Annotated in this window: 15 protein-coding genes; 12 read left to right on the forward strand and 3 right to left on the reverse strand. The window is 60.7% G+C overall.

The features are described 5' to 3' along the window. Positions 1 to 150: 150 nt before the first annotated feature. Entirely contained in the window at positions 151 to 2043 is a 1893-nt protein-coding gene (locus AB5Y76_RS07185) for a methyl-accepting chemotaxis protein (protein WP_263717830.1), read from the forward strand. 65 nt (positions 2044 to 2108) lie between these two features. Here the strand turns inward: AB5Y76_RS07185 and AB5Y76_RS07190 are convergent, their stop codons facing one another. Both AB5Y76_RS07190 and AB5Y76_RS07195 read right to left on the reverse strand, forming a co-directional pair. Continuing rightward, positions 2109 to 2621, reverse strand: coding sequence for a lipocalin family protein (locus tag AB5Y76_RS07190; protein WP_263717829.1), 513 nt, complete (start codon positions 2619 to 2621; stop codon positions 2109 to 2111). Positions 2622 to 2638: 17 nt separating this feature from the next. Then, entirely contained in the window at positions 2639 to 3541 is a 903-nt protein-coding gene (locus AB5Y76_RS07195; RefSeq protein WP_005339751.1) for an AraC family transcriptional regulator, read from the reverse strand. Positions 3542 to 3698: 157 nt separating this feature from the next. On the opposite strand from AB5Y76_RS07195, the gene yqhD reads away from it, so the two are divergent. The 8 genes from yqhD to AB5Y76_RS07235 all read left to right on the forward strand — a co-directional run bounded on the left by yqhD (position 3699) and on the right by AB5Y76_RS07235 (position 14369). Beyond that, entirely contained in the window at positions 3699 to 4862 is a 1164-nt protein-coding gene (yqhD, locus tag AB5Y76_RS07200) for an alcohol dehydrogenase (RefSeq protein ID WP_005339752.1), read from the forward strand. A gap of 507 nt (positions 4863 to 5369) precedes the next feature. Continuing rightward, positions 5370 to 6896 carry a Re/Si-specific NAD(P)(+) transhydrogenase subunit alpha gene (gene pntA, locus AB5Y76_RS07205; RefSeq protein ID WP_019446577.1) on the forward strand — a complete coding sequence of 509 codons (1527 nt, stop codon included), beginning with the start codon at positions 5370 to 5372 and terminating at the stop codon, positions 6894 to 6896. Between the two features lie 11 nt (positions 6897 to 6907). Next, positions 6908 to 8392 (forward strand): Re/Si-specific NAD(P)(+) transhydrogenase subunit beta, encoded by a 1485-nt coding sequence (gene pntB / locus AB5Y76_RS07210; RefSeq protein ID WP_005339759.1) that lies wholly within the window; start codon positions 6908 to 6910, stop codon positions 8390 to 8392. Between the two features lie 98 nt (positions 8393 to 8490). Beyond that, positions 8491 to 9270 (forward strand): ABC transporter substrate-binding protein, encoded by a 780-nt coding sequence (locus AB5Y76_RS07215; protein WP_263717799.1) that lies wholly within the window; start codon positions 8491 to 8493, stop codon positions 9268 to 9270. Positions 9271 to 9417: 147 nt separating this feature from the next. Further along, positions 9418 to 10086, forward strand: coding sequence for a transcriptional regulator (locus tag AB5Y76_RS07220; RefSeq protein WP_263717798.1), 669 nt, complete (start codon positions 9418 to 9420; stop codon positions 10084 to 10086). Between the two features lie 21 nt (positions 10087 to 10107). Then, on the forward strand, positions 10108 to 11409 hold the full coding sequence (locus tag AB5Y76_RS07225) for a serine dehydratase subunit alpha family protein (protein ID WP_263717797.1): 1302 nt from the start codon (positions 10108 to 10110) through the stop codon (positions 11407 to 11409). Positions 11410 to 11542: 133 nt separating this feature from the next. Next, on the forward strand, positions 11543 to 12943 hold the full coding sequence (locus AB5Y76_RS07230) for an L-cystine transporter (RefSeq protein WP_263717795.1): 1401 nt from the start codon (positions 11543 to 11545) through the stop codon (positions 12941 to 12943). A gap of 97 nt (positions 12944 to 13040) precedes the next feature. Then, a complete protein-coding gene (locus AB5Y76_RS07235; protein WP_368177699.1) occupies positions 13041 to 14369 on the forward strand; it encodes a CoA-disulfide reductase in 1329 nt (442 codons plus the stop codon). Between the two features lie 146 nt (positions 14370 to 14515). Here AB5Y76_RS07235 and AB5Y76_RS07240 read toward each other — a convergent pair whose 3' ends face one another. Further along, on the reverse strand, positions 14516 to 15271 hold the full coding sequence (locus AB5Y76_RS07240; RefSeq protein WP_019446583.1) for an outer membrane protein assembly factor BamD: 756 nt from the start codon (positions 15269 to 15271) through the stop codon (positions 14516 to 14518). Positions 15272 to 15388: 117 nt separating this feature from the next. Here AB5Y76_RS07240 and rluD point away from each other — a divergent pair, with 117 nt between their 5' ends. The 3 genes from rluD to clpB all read left to right on the forward strand — a co-directional run bounded on the left by rluD (position 15389) and on the right by clpB (position 19994). After that, on the forward strand, positions 15389 to 16369 hold the full coding sequence (rluD, locus tag AB5Y76_RS07245; protein WP_005339771.1) for a 23S rRNA pseudouridine(1911/1915/1917) synthase RluD: 981 nt from the start codon (positions 15389 to 15391) through the stop codon (positions 16367 to 16369). 112 nt (positions 16370 to 16481) lie between these two features. After that, a complete protein-coding gene (gene pgeF, locus AB5Y76_RS07250; protein WP_368177700.1) occupies positions 16482 to 17219 on the forward strand; it encodes a peptidoglycan editing factor PgeF in 738 nt (245 codons plus the stop codon). A gap of 201 nt (positions 17220 to 17420) precedes the next feature. Further along, complete coding sequence (clpB, locus tag AB5Y76_RS07255) at positions 17421 to 19994, forward strand: ATP-dependent chaperone ClpB (protein ID WP_005339779.1); 2574 nt, start codon at positions 17421 to 17423, stop codon at positions 19992 to 19994. The last annotated feature ends 209 nt before the right edge of the window (positions 19995 to 20203 follow it).

Consider the following 20203-nt stretch of genomic DNA (forward strand, 5'->3'; position numbering starts at 1 on the left):
GAATAGCGATCTGGTTCACACGAATAGCGCGTTCTGTTGTTGATAGATGGGAAAATATACAGATTCACTAAAGTCTGTTCATATTGCGGCCGATAGCCTTTGATACATCAGGGTTTTCCCTGCCTGACACAACAACAAGGATTCGTCGTCATGACCCTCTCTCTGCGCGGCAAGCTGCTGGCCACCAGTCTTGGTGTGGTGCTGCTGATGGCATCACTGCTCGGCATCGTTGCCTTTCACACCCTAAAATCCCGCACCATGAGCGCCATCCAGAGCGAGGCGGTCAACTATGGCCACGCCTACTCGGTCGCCATCGGCGACTGGATGACGGATCGCAAGAACACCGTCCATGCGCTGGTCAACCTGATCAGCGATAACCCCCAAGCCGAGCTGGTGCCGCACCTGAAGCAGGCCTACACCTCCGGTGGGTTCGGCCTCACCTATTTTGGCTCCGCGCAGGGGGTGATGACCCGGCAGGATCCCTCCCTCAACACCGGCAACTATGACCCGCGCGAGCGTCCCTGGTATCAGGATGCGGTGAAAGCGGGGCAGCTGATCGTCACTGCCCCCTATGTCAGCGTCACCATGCAGAAGCTGGTGGTCACTCTTTCCGAGCCGGTGCGCCATCAGGGCGAGCTGGTCGGTGCCGTGGGGGCCAACCTGGCGCTCGACAAGCTGATCGACGAAGTACTGGCGATGAAGGTGCAGGGTGAAGGCTATGCCATGCTGCTCGACAGCAGCGGCCTCATCGTCGGCCATCCGCAGAAGGATCTGGCACTCAAGCCCATCGCCGAGCTGGCGCCGGGACTCTCTGCCGCCACCTTCCAGCAGTGGGGCCGCGAAAACAGCGAGCTGCACGCCGCCACCCTCGACGGGCGGGATGTGCTGCTGGCGGTACAACCGGTACCGGGCACCGACTGGCTGCTGGCCATGGTGATGTATCGCGATGTGCTGGAGGCGCCGCTCAGCAGTCTGCTGTGGGAGCTGGTGGGGTTGACCCTGGTGCTGATGCTGGTGTTCAGTGCCCTGCTCACCGCTACCTTCAAATACCTGTTCGCCGATCTCGGCCGGGTCGCGCACGCCCTGCACGACATTGCCCACGGCGAGGGGGATCTCACCGTTCACATCAACACTCACAGCAAGGATGAGGTGGGTCAGCTGGCCCAGAACTTCAACCAGTTTGTGGCGCGGCTGCACGGTATCGTCAGCCGGCTGCGGGATGTGACCGTCGAGCTGGCGGCACAGTCTCGCGTTCAGGCGGCCGGGGCGCAGGCTCGCAGTCAGCGGGTGCGCCAGCAGCAGGACGAGATCGTGATGGTGGCGACCGCGGTGACCGAGATGGCTTCCGCTACCCAGGAGATCGCCGGCAACGCCGAGTTTGCCGCCACCACCGCCACCGATGCGGTCGCACTGGCGGTCGCCGGCCAATCCCAGGTTGGCCAGAGTCAGCGCAGCATTACCGGTCTGGCGGACGAAGTGGCCGATGCCAGCCAGATCATCAATGAGCTGGACAGCCATGCCCAGAAGATCAGCGGCATTCTGGCGACCATCAGCGGCATCGCCGAGCAGACCAACCTGCTGGCGCTCAACGCCGCCATCGAGGCGGCCCGGGCCGGTGAGCAGGGCCGCGGTTTCGCGGTAGTCGCGGACGAGGTGAGGGTGCTGTCGCGCCGCACCCACGACTCCACCGACGAGATCCAGCAGATGATCGAGACCCTGCAGCAGACCACCCGTCGCGCCGTGGGTGGCATGGAGACCAGCCGTCAGCTGGCGGGTACCAGCGTCGAGGATGCGGAAGCGGCCAACCAGAGCCTTGCCCGGATCAACGAGGCGATCGGCTCCATCAGCGACATGGCGACCCAGATCGCCGCAGCGGCCGAGGAGCAGACTTCGGTGACCGGCGAGATCAGCCGCAATACCGAGAATATCCGCCACGTCTCGCAAGAGCTGGCCGAGCAGGCGGGCAGCGAGGCGGCGCAGGCGGCCGAACTCAAGTCGCTGACCGAGCGGCTGGAGCAGGAGATCGGCCGCTTCCGGCTCTGACATCCCGCCACACCAGCAACAGAAAGGGCAGCCCGCGGGCTGCCCTTTGTTATTTCACGACTGGCTTAAGGGTTCTGCTTGACCCAAATCAGCTGGTCGGTGGCAAAGCCCAGCGACTTCGCCTTGGCGACCAGCGCATCCACCTTCGCCTTGGGCGGGTTGGGTGAGCGGGAGAGGATCCAGAGGTAGTCGTGGTTGTAGCTGGTCACCAGCGAGAGCTGGTAATCGGGGTCGAGGTCGATGACGTTGTAGCCGCCGTAGAAGGGGCCGAAGAAGCTCACCTTGAGCCGCGCCTCGTCAGGACTATCGACGAAGTAGGCCTTGCCCTCGGCTTCGCGCCAGCTGCCATCGCTCTGCTTGCCGCGGTTGAGTACCTTGACGCCGCCGTCATCGCGCAGGCTGTAGGTGGCGCTCACCTGCTCCAGCCCCCGCTCGAAGCTGTGGTCGAGGCGGGCAATTTCGTACCAGGTGCCGAGATAGCGATCGAGCTGAAAGCCGGTGACGGGGCGGATGCCGTCGGCAATCCCGGTACAGGCCGTCAGTAGCAGGGTGGTGAACAGGCAAAGCAGTGAACGCATAAGTAATCCCTCTCTTGTTATCCCTCGATGATGCGCAGCTGGCCATCCCGGAAGCGGGAGGCCTGATCCGTCGGCGTGCTGCCGAAGAAGCGCTTGTACTCCCGACTGAACTGGGAGTTGCTCTCGTAACCGACTCTGGCCGCCGCGGTGCCCGCCTTGATGCCATCGTGCAGCATCATCATCCGCGCCTTGTGCAGGCGAAACGACTTGATGTACTGCAGCGGCGAGGTAGCGGTGACCGCCTTGAAGTGGTGGTGAAAGGCGGAGACGCTCATGTTCACCTCCCGCGCCAGCTCCTCCATGGTGAGGTTGTCGGCATAACGGGACTCTATCATACGCAGCACCCTGGCGATCTGGCCCACATGGTTGTGGCGATTGGCGAGCGCCTGCAGCGCCGGGCCGCCCCCCTCGGTGAGAGCGTGGAACAGCATTTCCCGCACCGTCTGCGGCCCCAGCACCCTGGCGTGCAACGGGTTGTCCATCAGCTCGATCAGTCGCTCGGCAGCGCAGAACATGGTTTCGGACAGGGGGACCGAGTGGACGCCGCTCTTTTGTGGCGCGGGGGCGGGCAGGGCATCGCCAAGCTCCAGCAGCAGCTCTTGCAGGGTGACCAGATCGATCTCGATGGTAAACCCGATAAGCGGCTGCTCGGGGGAGGCGAAGCACTCGCACTCGCAGGGGAGCGGCAGGGTCATCAGCAGATAGTGGTTGGGGTCGTAGCGAAACACTTGATCCGCCAGATAACCCACCTTGTGTCCCTGCAGGATAACGATCATCCGCGGTTGGTAGAGCACCGGGGTGCGGCCATGGTGCTCGGTGGTATAGATGAGGTTGACCTGTTTCACCGGTGATGGGGTGATGCCGGGGGCGGTGACGTGGCGGGTCAATCTGGTTGCGAGGTCGCTGTAACGGTTTTGCATGGGGGCTCTTTGATTCGACAGTTCCGGTTTTCGCTACTTTGTAGAAATAGGCAAGAATCAAGCAGGATGTTGTCTTGATGGTAGGGTGGTTCTGGAGAAAAATGCAATCACGATTTCGCGGCCAGGCCGCCCTGACTATCAGAAGAAGGCAATGTCGATGAACAACTTTACTCTCCATACCCCGACCAAAATCCTGTTCGGCCAAGGGCAGATCGCCCAGTTGCGCGAGCAGCTCCCGAGCGATGCCCGCGTCATGATCACCTATGGCGGCGGCAGCGTGGTACGCAGCGGCTTGCTGGAGCAGATCCGCAACGAGCTGGCCGGCATGACCCTGTTTGAATTTGGCGGCATCGAACCGAACCCGGCCTACGAGACCCTGATGGGCGCCGTGGAGCTGGCCCGTGCCGAGCGGGTCGACTTCCTGCTCGCCGTTGGCGGTGGTTCCGTGCTCGATGGCACCAAGTTTATCGCCGCTGCCGCGCACTACGATCTGGCCAAGGATCCCTGGCACATTCTCGAGACCGTCGGCAGCGAAGTGCGTTCCGCCATCCCGCTTGGTTCCGTGCTGACCCTGCCGGCGACCGGTTCCGAAATGAACATGGGTGCCGTCATCACCCGTCGCAGCAGTGGCGACAAGGTGCACTTCTTCTCGCCGTTCGTGATGCCGCGCTTCGCCGTGCTCGATCCGGTGCTCACCTACACCCTGCCCGAGCGTCAGGTGGCGAACGGGGTAGTGGATGCTTTCGTCCACATCGTGGAGCAGTACCTCACCTATCCGGTCAATGCCAAGGTGCAGGATCGCTTCGCTGAAGGCTTGCTGCTGACCTTGATCGAAGAGGGCCCCAAGGCGCTGGCCGAACCGCACAACTATGAGGTGCGCGCCAACATCATGTGGAGCGCCACCATGGCGTTGAACGGCCTGATCGGCGCCGGTGTGCCGCAGGATTGGGCCACCCACATGCTTGGTCACGAGCTGACTGCCCTGCACGGCCTCGACCACGCCCAGACTCTGGCGGTGGTGCTGCCTGCCCTGCTGCAGGCCAAGCGCAAACAGAAACATGCCAAGCTGCTGCAATACGCAGAGCGGGTGTGGGGTCTGAACAGCGGCAGCGAAGCGGAGCGCATCGATGATGCCATCGCCGCGACCCGCGACTTCTTCGAGCGGATGGGGGTCAAGACCCGACTGCGCGACTACGGTCTGAAAGATCTGGGTATCGACACCCTGATCGGCAAGCTGGGGGAGCACGGTATGACTGCCATCGGCGAGCACGGCGATATCGATCTGGTGCAGAGCCAGCATATTTATGAAGCGGCCTGGTAAGGGCCGCCAATCGGTGCCAAACGGGCGAAACGATTGAATTGTCGGGGCCCTCTCCCGCCATCTGGCGGCTGAGCGGCCCCGCTTTTGTTGGGAAAATGTTACTTTTCGGCGTTTCGCTGCGAGAAGTGAGACGAAAGCGGATTTCGTAAGAACAAAAAACGCTAAGATAGAGGGCCGGTAAAACATTTTTTTTGACTGGTTGGATCACTTTTTTCAGCCGTTTTTACTGGTATAAGCCTCTAATTTGGTTTGTTTTTTTTAATCTTAGCCAGGGATGGGCTGAATTCTGTACGAGTGCCGTCGGGACTGCGGTTGTAATAAAACTCCAAAATTTGATACTAATCACCTTCGCGCCTGAAAAGCGGGGGCCTGACCATGACAGGAGGTTGAGGTAAAGCCTACTGATTTTCATAACAAAGAGCCCTGGACCTGCACTTTGGTCATGTCTTGTTTCGTCAGAAGTGAGACACTGGGCAGCGATTGTTTATTAACCATCAGGGAATAGTCATGCAGATTGGAATACCGAGAGAGAGTCTCGCCGGTGAGACCCGGGTCGCAGCGACCCCGGCTACCGTCGAGCAGCTGAAAAAGCTCGGCTTCGAGGTCGCCATCGAGACCGGCGCAGGCCTGTCGGCCAGCTTCGATGATGCCGCCTTCGAGGCTGCCGGTGCCAGCGTGGTGCCGAATGTCTGGCAAGCCGACCTTATCTTCAAGGTCAATGCGCCGACCGATGCCGAGATCGCACAAATTAAAGATGGCGCCACTCTGGTGAGCTTCATCTGGCCTGCCCAGAACCCTGAGCTGGTCAAGAAGCTGTCCGAGCGCAACATCAATGTGATGGCGATGGATATGGTGCCGCGGATCTCCCGTGCCCAGTCCCTCGATGCCCTCTCCTCCATGGCCAACATCGGTGGCTATCGCGCCGTGGTTGAAGCTGCGCACCAGTTCGGTCGCTTCTTCACCGGTCAAATCACCGCAGCCGGTAAAGTACCGCCTGCCAAGGTACTGGTGATCGGTGCCGGCGTAGCCGGTCTGGCTGCCATCGGTACGGCCGGTTCCCTTGGCGCCATCGTGCGTGCGTTCGATACCCGTCTGGAAGTGGCCGAGCAGATCGAATCCATGGGTGGGGAATTCCTCAAGCTGGACTTCGGTGGCGAAGACGGTGCATCCAGCGATGGTTACGCCAAAGTCATGTCCGATGAGTTCATCAAGGCCGAGATGGAGCTGTTCGCCCAGCAGGCCAAAGAGGTGGACATCATCATCACCACCGCCCTGATCCCGGGCAAGCCGGCTCCCAAGCTGATCACCAAAGAGATGGTCGACAGCATGAAGCCGGGCTCCGTCATCGTGGACATGGCCGCTCAGGCTGGCGGTAACTGTGAATACACAGTGCCGGGCGAACTGCATGTCACCGACAACGGCGTCAAGGTGATCGGTTACACCGATCTGCCGGGTCGTCTGCCTGCCCAATCCTCCCAGCTCTACGGTACCAACCTGGTCAACCTGATGAAGCTGATGTGCAAGGAGAAGGACGGCAACGTTGCCATCGACTTCGAAGACGTGGTTCAGCGCAACATGACGGTGATCCAGGCCGGTGAAGTGACCTTCCCGCCGCCCGCCATCTCCGTCTCTGCTGCCCCGCAGAAACCGGCCGCCGCCAAACCGGCAGCCAAGAAGGAAGAGGCCAAGCCCTCCAACAAGAAGTTCGTGTTCGGTGCTCTCGGCATCGCCGCCTTCGGCTGGATTGCGTCCGTTGCCCCGGCAGCCTTCCTCTCCCACTTCACCGTATTCATCCTGGCCTGTGTGGTTGGTTACTACGTGGTGTGGAACGTATCGCACGCCCTGCACACGCCGCTGATGTCGGTCACCAATGCCATCTCCGGCATTATCGTGGTCGGTGCCCTGCTGCAGATCGGGCAAGGGTCGACTCTGGTTACCGCATTGGCCTTCATCGCCGTGCTGATTGCCAGTATCAACATCTTCGGCGGCTTCACCGTCACTCAGCGCATGCTGAAGATGTTCCGTAAGGATTAAGGGGGTTTAACGTGTCTCAAGGACTGGTAACAGCATCCTATATCGTTGCCGCCGTGCTCTTCATCCTCAGTCTCGCGGGACTGTCGAAGCAAGAAACGGCCAAGCATGGCAACTTGTTCGGTATCGCGGGTATGGCTATCGCCCTGCTCGCCACCGTATTCAACCCGGAGACCAGTGGCGTTCACTGGATCATCCTGGCCATGGTGATCGGCGGTGCCATCGGCGTGCGTCTGGCGCTCAAGGTCGAAATGACCGAGATGCCCGAGCTGGTGGCCGTGCTGCACAGCTTCGTGGGTATGGCGGCAGTGCTGGTGGGCTTCAACAGCTTCATCGATCTGCACCCCTCTGCCCCTGCTGAGGTGGTCGTCTCCGTCGGTTCCAACCTGGATGCCACCCTGGCAGCCGCCCGTGCGGCGTTCGAGCAGGCCAACAGCGTCGCCCAGGTCGAGCACCTGACCGGCGCCATGCTGAACATCCACCTGGTCGAGATCTTCCTGGGCGTCTTCATCGGTGCCGTAACCTTTACCGGTTCCGTGGTTGCCTTCGGCAAACTGCGTGGTCTCATCTCCTCCAAGCCGCTGATGCTGCCACACCGCCACAAGCTGAACCTGCTGGCCGTGGTCGCTTCTCTGGCGCTGATGGTCTACTTCGTCAACGCGGGCGGCTCTACCTTCGCCCTGCTGGTGATGACCTTGATCGCCTTCGCCTTCGGCTGGCATCTGGTTGCCTCCATCGGTGGCGCAGACATGCCGGTGGTAGTCTCCATGCTGAACTCCTACTCCGGTTGGGCGGCAGCGGCGGCGGGCTTTATGCTCTCCAACGACCTGCTGATCGTCACCGGTGCCCTGGTGGGTTCCTCCGGTGCGATCCTCTCTTACATCATGTGTAAGGCGATGAACCGCTCCTTCATCTCCGTGATCGCCGGTGGCTTCGGCTCCGATGGCGTGGCCTCCACGGCTGATCAGGAGATGGGCGAATACCGCGAAACCAGCGCCGAGGAAGTGGCTGACCTGCTGAAGAACTCCAGCTCCGTCATCATCACCCCGGGCTACGGCATGGCGGTGGCGCAGGCCCAGTATCCGGTGGCTGAAATCACCCAGAAGCTGCGTGACCGCGGCGTCAAGGTGCGCTTCGGTATCCACCCGGTTGCCGGTCGTCTGCCTGGCCACATGAACGTGCTGCTGGCGGAAGCGAAAGTCCCGTATGACATCGTGCTGGAAATGGACGAGATCAACGACGACTTCGCCGATACCGATACCGTGCTGGTGATCGGTGCCAACGACACCGTAAACCCGGCCGCGATGGAAGATCCGGGCAGCCCGATCGCCGGTATGCCGGTGCTGGAAGTGTGGAAAGCGCAGAACGTCATCGGCTTCAAGCGTTCCATGAACACTGGCTACGCCGGTGTCCAGAACCCGCTGTTCTTCAAGGAAAATACCCAGATGCTGTTTGGCGATGCCAAGGCCAGCGTCGAGGCAATCCTGAAAGCACTGTAAGTGCCATTCAGAGAGTGAATATCAAGGAGGCTTCAGCCTCCTTTTTTATTGCTCATCCCTTGTATATCCTCAATCCATACGGACCATGAGGGATCTCCATGATGTGGTGTCAGGGTTGGCGAAGGATCGGGTTGTACGGCTGGCTGCTGGCCTCCCTGTTTGGTGCTGGTTCGGCCGTAGCGGCGGACGAGCCGCCGACTCTGACGCTGCTGACCGAGCTGTGGCCCCCTTATGTGATGCGTGGTGACAATGGCGAGCTGGCTGGCGCCGATCTCGATCTGGCCTGTACCGTGTTGCGCCAGATGGGTTATCGCACCGAAATCAGGGTGCTGCCCTGGAAGCGGGTTCTGCAGCAGGCCCGTCTCAGGCAGGGGGATGCGGTGCTCGATGTCTTCTTTGAACCTTCTCGCCAGCACTGGCTTCACTACCCCGAAGAGCCGCTCTCTTACAGCGGTGAAGTGCTCTTCTATCCGACGGTTCGTCCGGTTGATTTCAGGCAGCTATCCGACCTCAAGGGTCTGCGGATAGGTATTCAGGAAGATTATGCCTATAGTCCCGATTTTCTGACCGATCCCGGGGTGATCCGGATGCCGATGACGGGGGAGGGGAATGCCATCAAACAGCTGCATTTGATGATGGCCGGTCGGCTGGACGGGGTGGTGCTCAATGAGCGGGTCGGTCGTTATCTGCTGCATACCCAGGGGTTGCAGGATCAGGTGAGCCACGGCTCGCGCCTGCTGACCGACGACAACCGCAACTTCCTCGCGTTTACCCACAAGCCCGGCCACGACCAGCTGGCTATCCGCTTCTCCTCTGCCCTCAAGGCATTCAAACAGACTCCCGCCTACAAGCAACTGCTGGCCCGCTATCACCTCTGAGTTGCCGCCCTGCTGTGCGCCGCTTCACAATTTGTCGCACTTTGTTAAAAGGTGGGCATAATGGCGAACAAAAAGGGGATGCCGCTCAACATTAGTTGATCTTGTTGATAGTAGAATCAACTGCGGTTTACTCAAAGTTACTCATATATGTCCACAGCAGCCACCACTGACCTGATCAATTCGTTAACGGATGAAGAACGTCATCTGATCGCCAGTTTCGAGCCCGCGGTCGAGGCGCTGGCCGCGCTGTTTGGCGCAGGGTGCGAAGTGGTGTTGCATGCGTTCGATACGCTGGATGCATCGGTCATCAAGATTGCCAACGGCCATGTCACCGGTCGCCGGGAGGGGGCGCCGGTCACCGACTTTGCCCTCAACCGCTTGCAGGGGGGGGCGGGCAGCCAGTGGAGCAGCTACTTCAGCCGTACCCGCGACGGGACGCTGATGAAGTCCTCCTCCATCACCATCAGCAACCGGCAGGGCAAGCCCATCGGCATGCTCTGCGTGAACTTCAGTCTGGATACCTCCCTTGGCAGCCTGCTCGATACCTTTGCGCTGCCAGCGGCACCGGCGCCGCTCAACAACGAGACCTTTGCCAGCTCGGTGGATGATCTGGTGACTCAGGTGATTGAGAAGGTGGATCGGGACGATTCGCTCTCCTGCACGGTGCGCAACAAGGAGATAGTGACCCGGCTCTTCGACATGGGGATCTTCGAGATCAAGGAGGTGGCCCAGCTGGTTGCCCGGATGCTCGGCATCTCCCGTCATACTGTTTATCTGCATATCCGCAACCACAAGGCGGATCTGAACAAGCAATAACTGCCTGCGGGCACCCTGAACATGAGAAACACTGCGATGAAAGCACAATGGACCGACTTTATTACCCTGCTCAAGCGTGAAGTGGTGCCGGCCCTGGGCTGTACCGAGCCGATGTCGGTGGCGCTGGCGGCGGCCAACTGCCGCAAGTTGCTGGGGGAGACCCCGACCCGCATCAGCGTCTGGGTCAGTGGCAATCTGTTCAAGAACGGCATGGGCGTCGGGGTGCCGGGCACCGGCATGATCGGTCTGCCGGTGGCTGCTGCGGTCGGCATCACCGGCGGCAATCCCAATGCCGGGCTGGAGGTGCTCAAGACCCTCACACCAGAACAGGTGGAAGCCGCCAAGGCGCTGCTGCCCGCCATCAAGGTGGACGTGAAGGATGTGCCGGACGTGCTCTACGCCGAGGTGCTGGCCGAAGTTGAAGGGCACAGTGCCCGGGTTGTGATCTGTACCGACCACACCCGCATCATCCTGATGGAGAAGGATGGCGAGGTGCTGATGGAGCAGGCCAGTGCCCCCGGCGTGCAGATCCAGCCCGCCAAATCCGCCAAACCGACCATGACCCTGCGGGAGATCGTCGATTTTGCATTGGAAGTGCCGCTGGCGGAGATCGACTTTATCCGCGAGGCCGCCACCATGAATCAGGCGCTGGCAGATGAAGGGTTGCAGGGTTACGGCCTGAAGATCGGCAAGATCCTTACCGAGCAGGTGGAGCGCAAGCTGCTCTCCGATGACCTGATGACCCTGGCGATGCGCCTCTCCTCCGCTGCCTCCGATGCGCGGATGGATGGTGCCATGCTGCCCGCCATGTCCAACTCCGGTTCCGGCAATCAGGGCATTGCCGCCACCATGCCGGTGGTCGCGGCTGCCCGCTTCCTCAAGGCGAACGACGAGCAGCTGACCCGGGCACTGGTGATGAGCCATCTGGTGGCCATCTACATCAAGACCTATCAGAACAAGCTGTCGGCCCTCTGCGCCGCCAGTACCGCCGCCATGGGGGCCGGTGCCGCCATCACCTGGCTGCTGGGCGGCCAGTATCAGCAGATCAGCCACTGCATCAACAACATGATTGGCGATGTCTCCGGCATCATCTGCGACGGCGCGGGCAGTGCCTGCTCCATGAAGGTCTCCACCTCCACCTCGGCGGCGGTTAAGTCTTCGCTGATGGCCATCAACAACCTGCATGTCCCCCAGAGCGAGGGGATCGTCTCCGATGATGTGGACCAGACCATCGCCAATCTGGGACGACTCTCCAAAGAGGGGATGCTGGATACCGACATCGAAATCATCAATATCATGCGAGCGAAACAGCAGAAGCAGTGAATCTGTGACAAGGGGGCGATAGACCCCCTTGTTCTTGTCACGACGGCGCAGACCGTCTGACACGGTTGCCAGGGCAAGCATGGCGCTTGCTCTTGTTTCTCGGGCGCAAGCCCGCTTTTTGGGGAGTCATACCATGACATTTAGCGTTATCGGCAATCTGGCCATCGCCGCCATCTTGCTGTTCTTTCTCTACCGGTTACAGGAAAAACATGTGAGCTTCACCCGCCGGGTATTTGCCGGTCTGGGGCTCGGTATTCTGTTCGGCGCCGCGTTGCAACTGCTTTACGGTGCAGGTTCGCCCGTCATTGTTCAGACCATCGACTATCTGGATATCGTGGGTAGCGGCTATGTGAAGCTGCTGCAGATGATCATCATCCCGCTGATCATGGTCTCCATCATCAGCGCTATCTTGAAGCTCAATGGCGGCACTGCGCTGGGCAAGATCAGCGCCATGACCATAGGCGTGCTGATCTTCACCACCGCCATCGCCGCCGGGGCGGGCATCCTGATGTCCAACCTGTTTGGCCTGACCGCTGAAGGGCTCACCTCCGGTGCCGCCGAGAGCGCCCGTGGCGCCGCGCTGCAGACCACCCTCGGCAGCGTTGAGAGCATGTCGTTTGCCAAGATGATGCTGGAGTTTATTCCCGCCAATCCCTTCCTCGACATGACTGGGGCGCGCAAGACCTCCACCATCGCCGTGGTGATCTTCTCCATCTTCATCGGCCTCTCTGCCACCGGCATCGCCCGCAAGAAGCCGGAGATCTTCGCCAGCTTCAGCCACTTCGTGGCCGTGGCTCATGCCATCGTAATGCGAATGGTGACCCTGGTGCTGCGCCTGACTCCGTTTGGCGTACTGGCGCTGATGACCAAGGTGGTCTCCGGCTCCAACTATGCAGATATTCTCAACCTGCTCAGCTTTGTGATGGCCTCTTACGGCGCCATCGCCATCATGTTTGTCGTGCACCTGCTGCTGGTGAGCATGGTCGGCATCAACCCGCTGCGCTTCCTCAAGAAGATCACGCCGGTGCTGGCGTTTGCCTTCACCTCGCGCACCAGTGCGGGCTCCATCCCGATGAACGTGCAGACCCAGACCAAGTCGCTGGGTATTCCTGAGGGGATCGCCAACTTCGCCGCCTCCTTCGGTTCCACCATCGGTCAGAACGGCTGTGCCGGTATCTATCCGGCCATGCTGGCCGTGATGATTGCCCCGACCGTAGGGGTCAACCCGATGGATCCCGGCTTTATCATGACCCTGATCGCCATCATCACCGTCAGCTCCTTCGGGGTGGCCGGGATTGGCGGTGGGGCCACCTTTGCCGCGCTGATCGTGCTCTCAGCGCTGGACTTCCCGGTGGCGCTGGCCGGTCTGCTCATCTCCATTGAGCCGCTGATCGACATGGGCCGTACCGCGCTTAACGTCTCCGGCTCCATCACCGCAGGGATGGTCACCAGCCGCCTGATGGGCGAGACCGACATGCATGTGTTCAACAGCGATCACGAAGTGAGTCTGGACGGCGAAGAGTCTACCGTCTGATTTGCGTCGGTTGATCTGCCAGTGGAAAGGGGCGACCCTTTCCCGTCATAGACCGCAGGGAGGGCATGCCCTCCCTGCGCCATTGAGAGGAAAAACAATGAGAATTCTGATCATCGGTGGCGAAGCCGCCGGTATGAGTGCGGCCGCCAAGGCGCGCCGTCTGGCCAAAGATGCCGACATCGTGGTGTATGAGGCCTCCGAAGTGATCTCTTTCGGTGCCTGCGGCCTGCCTTACTTCGTCGGTGACGAGTTTCAGGAGCCCGGCTACATGGCCGAGTTCACCCCCGAGCAGTTCGCCGCCAAGGGGATCGAGGTCAAGATTAGCCATCGGGTGCTGAGCGTTGATGCAACTGCTCAGACCCTGGTGGTGGAGCATAACGGCGACACCTTCACCGATCGCTACGATCGGCTGATGATCGCCACCGGTGCCCGCGAAGTGATGCCCCCCATCCCCGGTCTGCAGCAGCAAGGGGTATTCGGTCTGCGCCGGATGGCCGACGGGCTGGCGCTTAAGGCGGCGGTGCAAGACAAGAATAATCGCCGCGCCGTGGTGATTGGTTCCGGCTTTATCGGGCTGGAAGTGGTCGAGGCGCTGGTCCATCAGGGCAAAGAGGTGCGCCTGATCGAACTGGCGGATCGAGTCATCCCCGATGCGTTTGATGGCGAGATCACCCAGCACATCGAAACCGAACTGCGCGAGCAGGGGGTCTCTCTTCATCTGGGTGAGCGAGTTGAAGCACTGCTGGGGGATGGTCGGGTGACCGGCGTGCGTACCAGCCAGGGCGAGTATGAGGCCGATATCGTGGTGGTCTGCACCGGGGTCAAGCCCAACACCGAGTTTCTGGCCGACACCGGCATCGAGCGGCTCGGAAACGGTGCCATCAAGGTGGATCGTCAGGGGCGCAGCTCGCTCGCCAACGTCTGGTCAGCCGGTGACTGTGCCAGCGTCTGGCACAGCGTGAAGCAGCAGCAGGTCTATGTGCCGCTCGCCACCATCGCCAACAAGCTGGGGCGCATGGTAGGCGAGAATCTGGCGGGTGCCGAGCAGGAGTTCCCCGGCACTCTGGGTTCCGCCGCGCTCAAGGTGCTGGGGCTGGAGGCGGGTCGTACCGGCCTCTCCGAGCAGGAAGCCAAGGCGATGGGCATCGACTATCGCACTGTGGTGATCAAGGACAAGTGCCACACCAACTACTGCCCGGGTCAGTCCGACATTCACGTCAAGCTGGTCTATGAGGCGGGCAGCAAGCGGCTGCTGGGTGGTCAGATCCTCGGTCGCAAGGGGGCGGTCCACCGCATCGATGCGCTGGCAGTGGCTATCACCATGGGGGTGACCACCGAACAGCTCGGCATGCTGGATTTTGCCTACGCGCCGCCCTTCTCCCGCACCTGGGACGCCCTGAACGTGGCGGGTAATGTCGCGAAGTAGGCGTTGCGATGACGGCGTTGGGAAGTCGCCATCACGCTGAACCAGCTCTACAGAGCAATCTGCGGGTAACAGCTGAGGGTAAATTGCAGCGATAAAAAAACCGATGCCAAGGCATCGGTTTTTTGTTACCGGTTTATCCGTATCACTCAGCCACGGCCGAGGCGGTTCTCCGGGTAGTTCTTGGCCAGCACTTCGCGGGCATGCTTGGCCAGCTGGGGCATCTTCAGGGCGTCGTAAGACTCGACCATGATCTCCAGCGCCTTCTCGGTTTCGGCTGTGTCGGGGTAGGTCTCGACAATCAGCTTGGCCCGGTTGGCGGCTGCGACCAGTGCATCACGCTTCACGTAATACTCGGCCACGCTCAGGTCATATCGGGCCAGACGATTCTTCAGGCCAATCATGCGGGCGCGGGCATCGGCGGCATAGACGCTGTTGGGGTAGTTCTGCAACAGGGTCTTGAAATCCTGGAATGCCTGACGGGCATAAGCAGGGTCTTTGTCATCCCGATCGATACCGAACAGGCTCTGGAAGAAGTTGTAATCCGCCGCCATGTTGGTCAGGCCGCGCATATAGAAGACGTAATCGATATTTTTATGCGCCGGATTGAGGCGGATAAAACGGTCGATATTGGCGATCGCCTGAGCGGTATCATCCTGCTTGTAGTAGGCATAGATGAGGTCAAGCTGCACCTGATTGGAGTAGGCGCCGAACGGGTAGCGAGAGTCCAAAGCCTCCAGCAATTCAGTGGCTTGCACGTAATTGCCAACGTCCAGTTTGAGGCGTGCTTTCTGGTACAGGGTCTCCGGCGGTTCGTCGGGTACCTTGGGTTTGGTGCTGGAACAGCCTGTGATCAAGGTAGCGACCAAGGCGAGCGACATCAGCAGGTGAGACTTCTTTCCCATCAACAACATCCGGTCCATTTCCACGAAATTGGCAAAGTATCCGTTATGCTTGGCTAAAAGAAAAGCTAGAATACCCGGATTATTTCGAATTGATACCCCCCGCTCAAGAGACCATACATGAGCCAGCATATTGAACTGACAGGCGAATTCCAGGATCACCAATTCGGGCAGCGACTCGACCAGGCCCTGGCCGAATTGTTTCCAGACTACTCCCGCACCCGCATCAAGGAGTGGATTTTACAGGACAGAGTGACCCTGGACGGTCAGGTTGCCAACACCCCGCGCGAGAAGATTCTGGCCGGGCAGCAGGTGCATGTGAATGTCGAGCTGGAAGATGATACTCGCTGGGATGCCCAGGATATCGAGCTCAACATCGTTTATGAAGATGAACACATTCTGGTGATCGACAAACCGGCCGGACTGGTGGTTCACCCGGGCGCAGGTACGCCGGATGGCACCATCCTCAACGCCCTGCTGCACCGCTACCCCGGCATTGCCGAGGTACCCCGTGCCGGTATCGTGCACCGTCTGGATAAAGACACCACAGGTTTGATGGTGGTTGCCAAAACCGTACCCGCCCAGACCCATCTGGTGGAAGCGTTGCAGGCGCGCCAGATCACCCGTGAGTACGAAGCGATCGCCATCGGTCACATGACCGCAGGTGGCACCGTCGATGCGCCCATCGGCCGTCACCCGACCCAGCGTACCCATATGGCCGTGGTGCCCAATGGTCGTCCTTCCGTAACTCACTACCGGGTTCACGAGAAGTTCCGTGGCCACACCCGTCTGCGTCTGCGTCTGGAGACCGGCCGTACCCACCAGATCCGTGTCCACATGGCGCACATCAAACACCCGCTGGTGGGAGATCCCGCTTACGGTGGCCGTCTGCGCCCGCTGCGCAACGCGACCCCCGAGCTGACTCAGGCACTGCGCAACTTCAACCGTCAGGCGCTGCATGCCACCATGCTGCAACTGGCTCACCCCATCACGGGTGAAGTGATGCAGTGGCACTCAGCTACACCGCAAGACATGGTGGAGCTGATGGAAGTGCTGCGCGCGGATACTCTCGCCAATCCGGACGATCTGGTCTGGAACTGATGTGATCGGGCCTGCTGCGTCGGTTTCTGGCGTCATCCGGCCTGAACAGATGCCAAACGGGGTTCCCTTATAGGAGCCCCGTTTTTATATCGGTGAATTGAAGGAGTCACAGATGAAATGGATCGAACCCGACTGGCCAGCCCCGGCGTGTGTCAGGGCGTTGTCGACCACCCGGGATGGCGGCGTCAGTGAAGGGGTCTTTGTCGGCCTCAATCTGGGTGCCCATGTGGGGGATGAACCGGTGCGAGTCGAGGCTAATCGTACTGGCTTGCAGCAGGCAGCCGCCATCCCGGGGCCCCTCAACTGGCTCAATCAGGTGCACGGCACCGTGGTTCATCCGGTCAGCAGCCATTATCAGCAAGCACCGGATGCCGATGCCGCCTGCGCCCATGAGGCGGAGCTGACCTGCATCGTGATGACCGCCGACTGTCTGCCGGTGTTGTTTTGCGATCGGGCGGGTACCGTGGTCGCAGCGGCCCACGCAGGCTGGCGTGGACTGAAAGAGGGCGTGCTGGAGGCGAGCATCGTCGCCATGGGCTGCGAGCCGGGCGAGGTCCTGGCCTGGATGGGCCCGGCCATTGGCCCTACCGCATTTGAAGTGGGGGGAGAGGTGCGCGAGGCCTTTATGGCTGAGCAGGCTGAAGCAGAAGCGGCGTTCGTCCCTTCGTCCAACGACGGCAAATGGTTGGCGGATATCTATCAGCTGGCGCGGTTGCGCCTTGCCCGTGCCGGCGTTACCGCTGTCTATGGCGGCGAATACTGCACCTTCAGCGATAGCGAGCAGTTTTACTCCTATCGTCGCGACGGCCAGACCGGCCGGATGGCTTCCCTCATCTGGTTGGCCCGCTAAGCAATCACCCGCAAGTAATAGCCCGTCTCTCTCAAGACCAGAGCCATATGAGAGAGGCGGGGATCCTGCCCTCTCTCCGCTTTGCAGAAAAAATAACCAGCTCATGCCCTTGAAATAGCCCGTACGGGCCTCATCTTTCATCTCAGAAAGTTATGTTGTTTGCCGCGTAAGCGGCGTCTGCCTGTTTGAAGGGGGAGTGCAATGCGCCTCGATCGCCTTACCAGCAAATTCCAGATTGCTATTTCCGATGCCCAGTCTCTTGCGCTGGGTCGTGACCACCAATTTATCGAACCCGTTCACCTGATGACCGCACTGGTCAATCAGGATGGCGGCTCTATCCGTCCGCTGCTCACCCTGACCGGGATGGATATCAACGCCCTGCGCTCCCGCCTTGGCGAGGAGCTGGATCGCCTGCCGCGCGTCAGCGGCGTAGAAGGGGACGTGCAGCTCTCCAACGGCCTCGGCCGCCTGCTCAACGTCTGCGACAAACTGGCCCAGCAGCGCAAGGATCAGTTCATCTCCTCCGAACTGTTCGTGCTGGCTGCCCTCGACGACAAGGGAACGCTGGGTGAGCTGCTGCGCGCCCAGGGGCTGACCAAGGAGAAACTGGAAGCGGCCATCGACAAGGTGCGTGGCGGCAAGAAGGTGGAAGATGCCAACGCCGAGGAGAACCGTCAGGCGCTGGAGAAGTACACCATCGATCTGACCGAGCGGGCCGAAATCGGCAAGCTCGACCCGGTGATCGGCCGCGATGACGAGATCCGCCGTACCATTCAGGTGCTGCAACGCCGAACCAAGAACAACCCCGTGCTGATCGGTGCCCCCGGTGTCGGCAAGACCGCCATCGTGGAGGGGCTGGCTCAGCGAATCATCAACGGCGAAGTGCCGGAAGGGCTCAAAAACAAGCGGGTGCTGTCGCTGGACATGGGGGCGCTGGTGGCCGGTGCCAAGTATCGCGGTGAGTTTGAAGAGCGGCTCAAGGCCGTGCTGACCGATCTCGCCAAGGAGGAGGGCAACGTCATCCTCTTTATCGACGAGTTGCACACTATGGTTGGCGCTGGCAAGGGCGAAGGGGCCATGGACGCGGGCAACATGCTCAAGCCTGCGCTGGCCCGTGGCGACCTGCACTGCGTCGGTGCCACTACTCTGGATGAGTACCGTCAGTACATCGAGAAAGATGCCGCGCTGGAGCGTCGCTTCCAGAAGGTGCTGGTGGAAGAGCCGAGCGTGGAGGACACCATCGCCATCCTGCGCGGTCTGAAAGAGCGTTACGAGCTGCACCACCATGTGCAGATCACCGACCCGGCTATCGTGGCGGCGGCCCAGCTGTCGCACCGCTATATCGCAGATCGTCAGCTGCCGGACAAGGCCATCGACCTCATCGATGAGGCGGCAGCCAGCATCCGGTTGCAGATCGACTCCAAGCCGGAAGCGCTCGATCGCCTCGAGCGGCGCATCATCCAGCTCAAGCTGGAGCAGCAGGCGTTGATGAAAGAGGACGACGACGCCAGCCGCAAGCGTCTGGAGCTGATCAATCAGGAGATTGGCGAAAAAGATCGGGAATACAACGAGCTGGACGAAGTGTGGAAGGCCGAGAAGGCCGCCCTCGCCGGCACCCAGCATATCAAGGCTGCATTGGAGCAGGCCCGTCAGGATCTCGATGTGGCGCGCCGCGCAGGCGACCTGGGTCGGATGTCCGAGCTGCAATATGGCCGCATTCCGGAGCTGGAGAAACAGCTGGATCTCGCCACTCAGGCCGAGATGCAGGAGACCAGTCTGCTGCGCAACCGCGTCACCGACGTGGAGATTGCAGACGTGCTGGCCCGCTGGACCGGTATTCCGGTCGCCCGCATGCTGGAAGGGGAGCGCGACAAGCTGCTGCGGATGGAAGATCAGCTGCACAGCCGGGTGATTGGTCAGGAAGAGGCGGTCGATGCGGTCTCCAACGCCATTCGTCGCTCCCGTGCCGGTCTCTCCGACCCTAACCGCCCCATCGGCTCCTTCCTGTTCCTGGGGCCCACCGGGGTGGGCAAGACCGAGCTGTGCAAGGCGCTGGCCGAGTTCCTGTTCGATACCCAGGATGCCATGGTGCGGATCGATATGTCCGAGTTCATGGAGAAACACAGTGTGGCCCGTCTGGTGGGGGCGCCTCCCGGATACGTGGGTTACGAAGAGGGTGGTTATCTGACCGAGGCGGTGCGCCGTCGTCCCTACTCGGTGATCCTGCTGGACGAGGTGGAGAAGGCGCATCCCGATGTCTTCAATATCCTGTTGCAGGTGCTCGATGATGGCCGCCTGACCGATGGCCAGGGTCGCACCGTCGATTTTCGCAACTCGGTGGTGATCATGACCTCCAACCTCGGGTCGGATCTGATTCAGGAGCACCACTCCGAGAAGGATTACGACGAGATGAAGGCCATGCTGATGGATGTGCTGACCCGCAGTTTCCGACCGGAGTTTATCAACCGGATCGACGAGACGGTGGTGTTCCATCCGCTTGGCGAGGATCACATCAAGTCCATCGCCCGCATCCAGCTCAAGAGCCTGATGGGGCGACTGGAGGCTCAGGGTTACGAGGTGGAGGTGAGCGAAGCGCTGCTCGAGAAGCTGGTGCATGCCGGGTTCGACCCCGTCTACGGGGCGCGGCCTCTCAAACGGGCGATCCAGCAGAAGGTGGAGAACCCGCTGGCGCAGGCCCTGCTCTCCGGTCGCATCGTGCCGGGCAAAAAACTGGTGCTGGGGGCCGACAGCAATGGCCTGACCATGACCCAGTAACCAGTCTCGCATCTATGTTTGCAACGCCAGCCTTCGGGCTGGCGTTGTCATATCTGGTGGCGGGGATTCGGCAGAAAAAAACGGCAATCCGAAGATTGCCGGGAGGAATGTAGTGAAGCGACCTGACGTGGGTTGAGCGGGTCGCAGGGGCAAGCCCCGGTTTCGCCGTGGGCCATCAGGGATGACCACGCGACTTACAGCATGTCCGG

The organism is Aeromonas sp. R1-2, assembly GCF_040908505.1.
Classification (GTDB): domain Bacteria; phylum Pseudomonadota; class Gammaproteobacteria; order Enterobacterales; family Aeromonadaceae; genus Aeromonas; species Aeromonas veronii.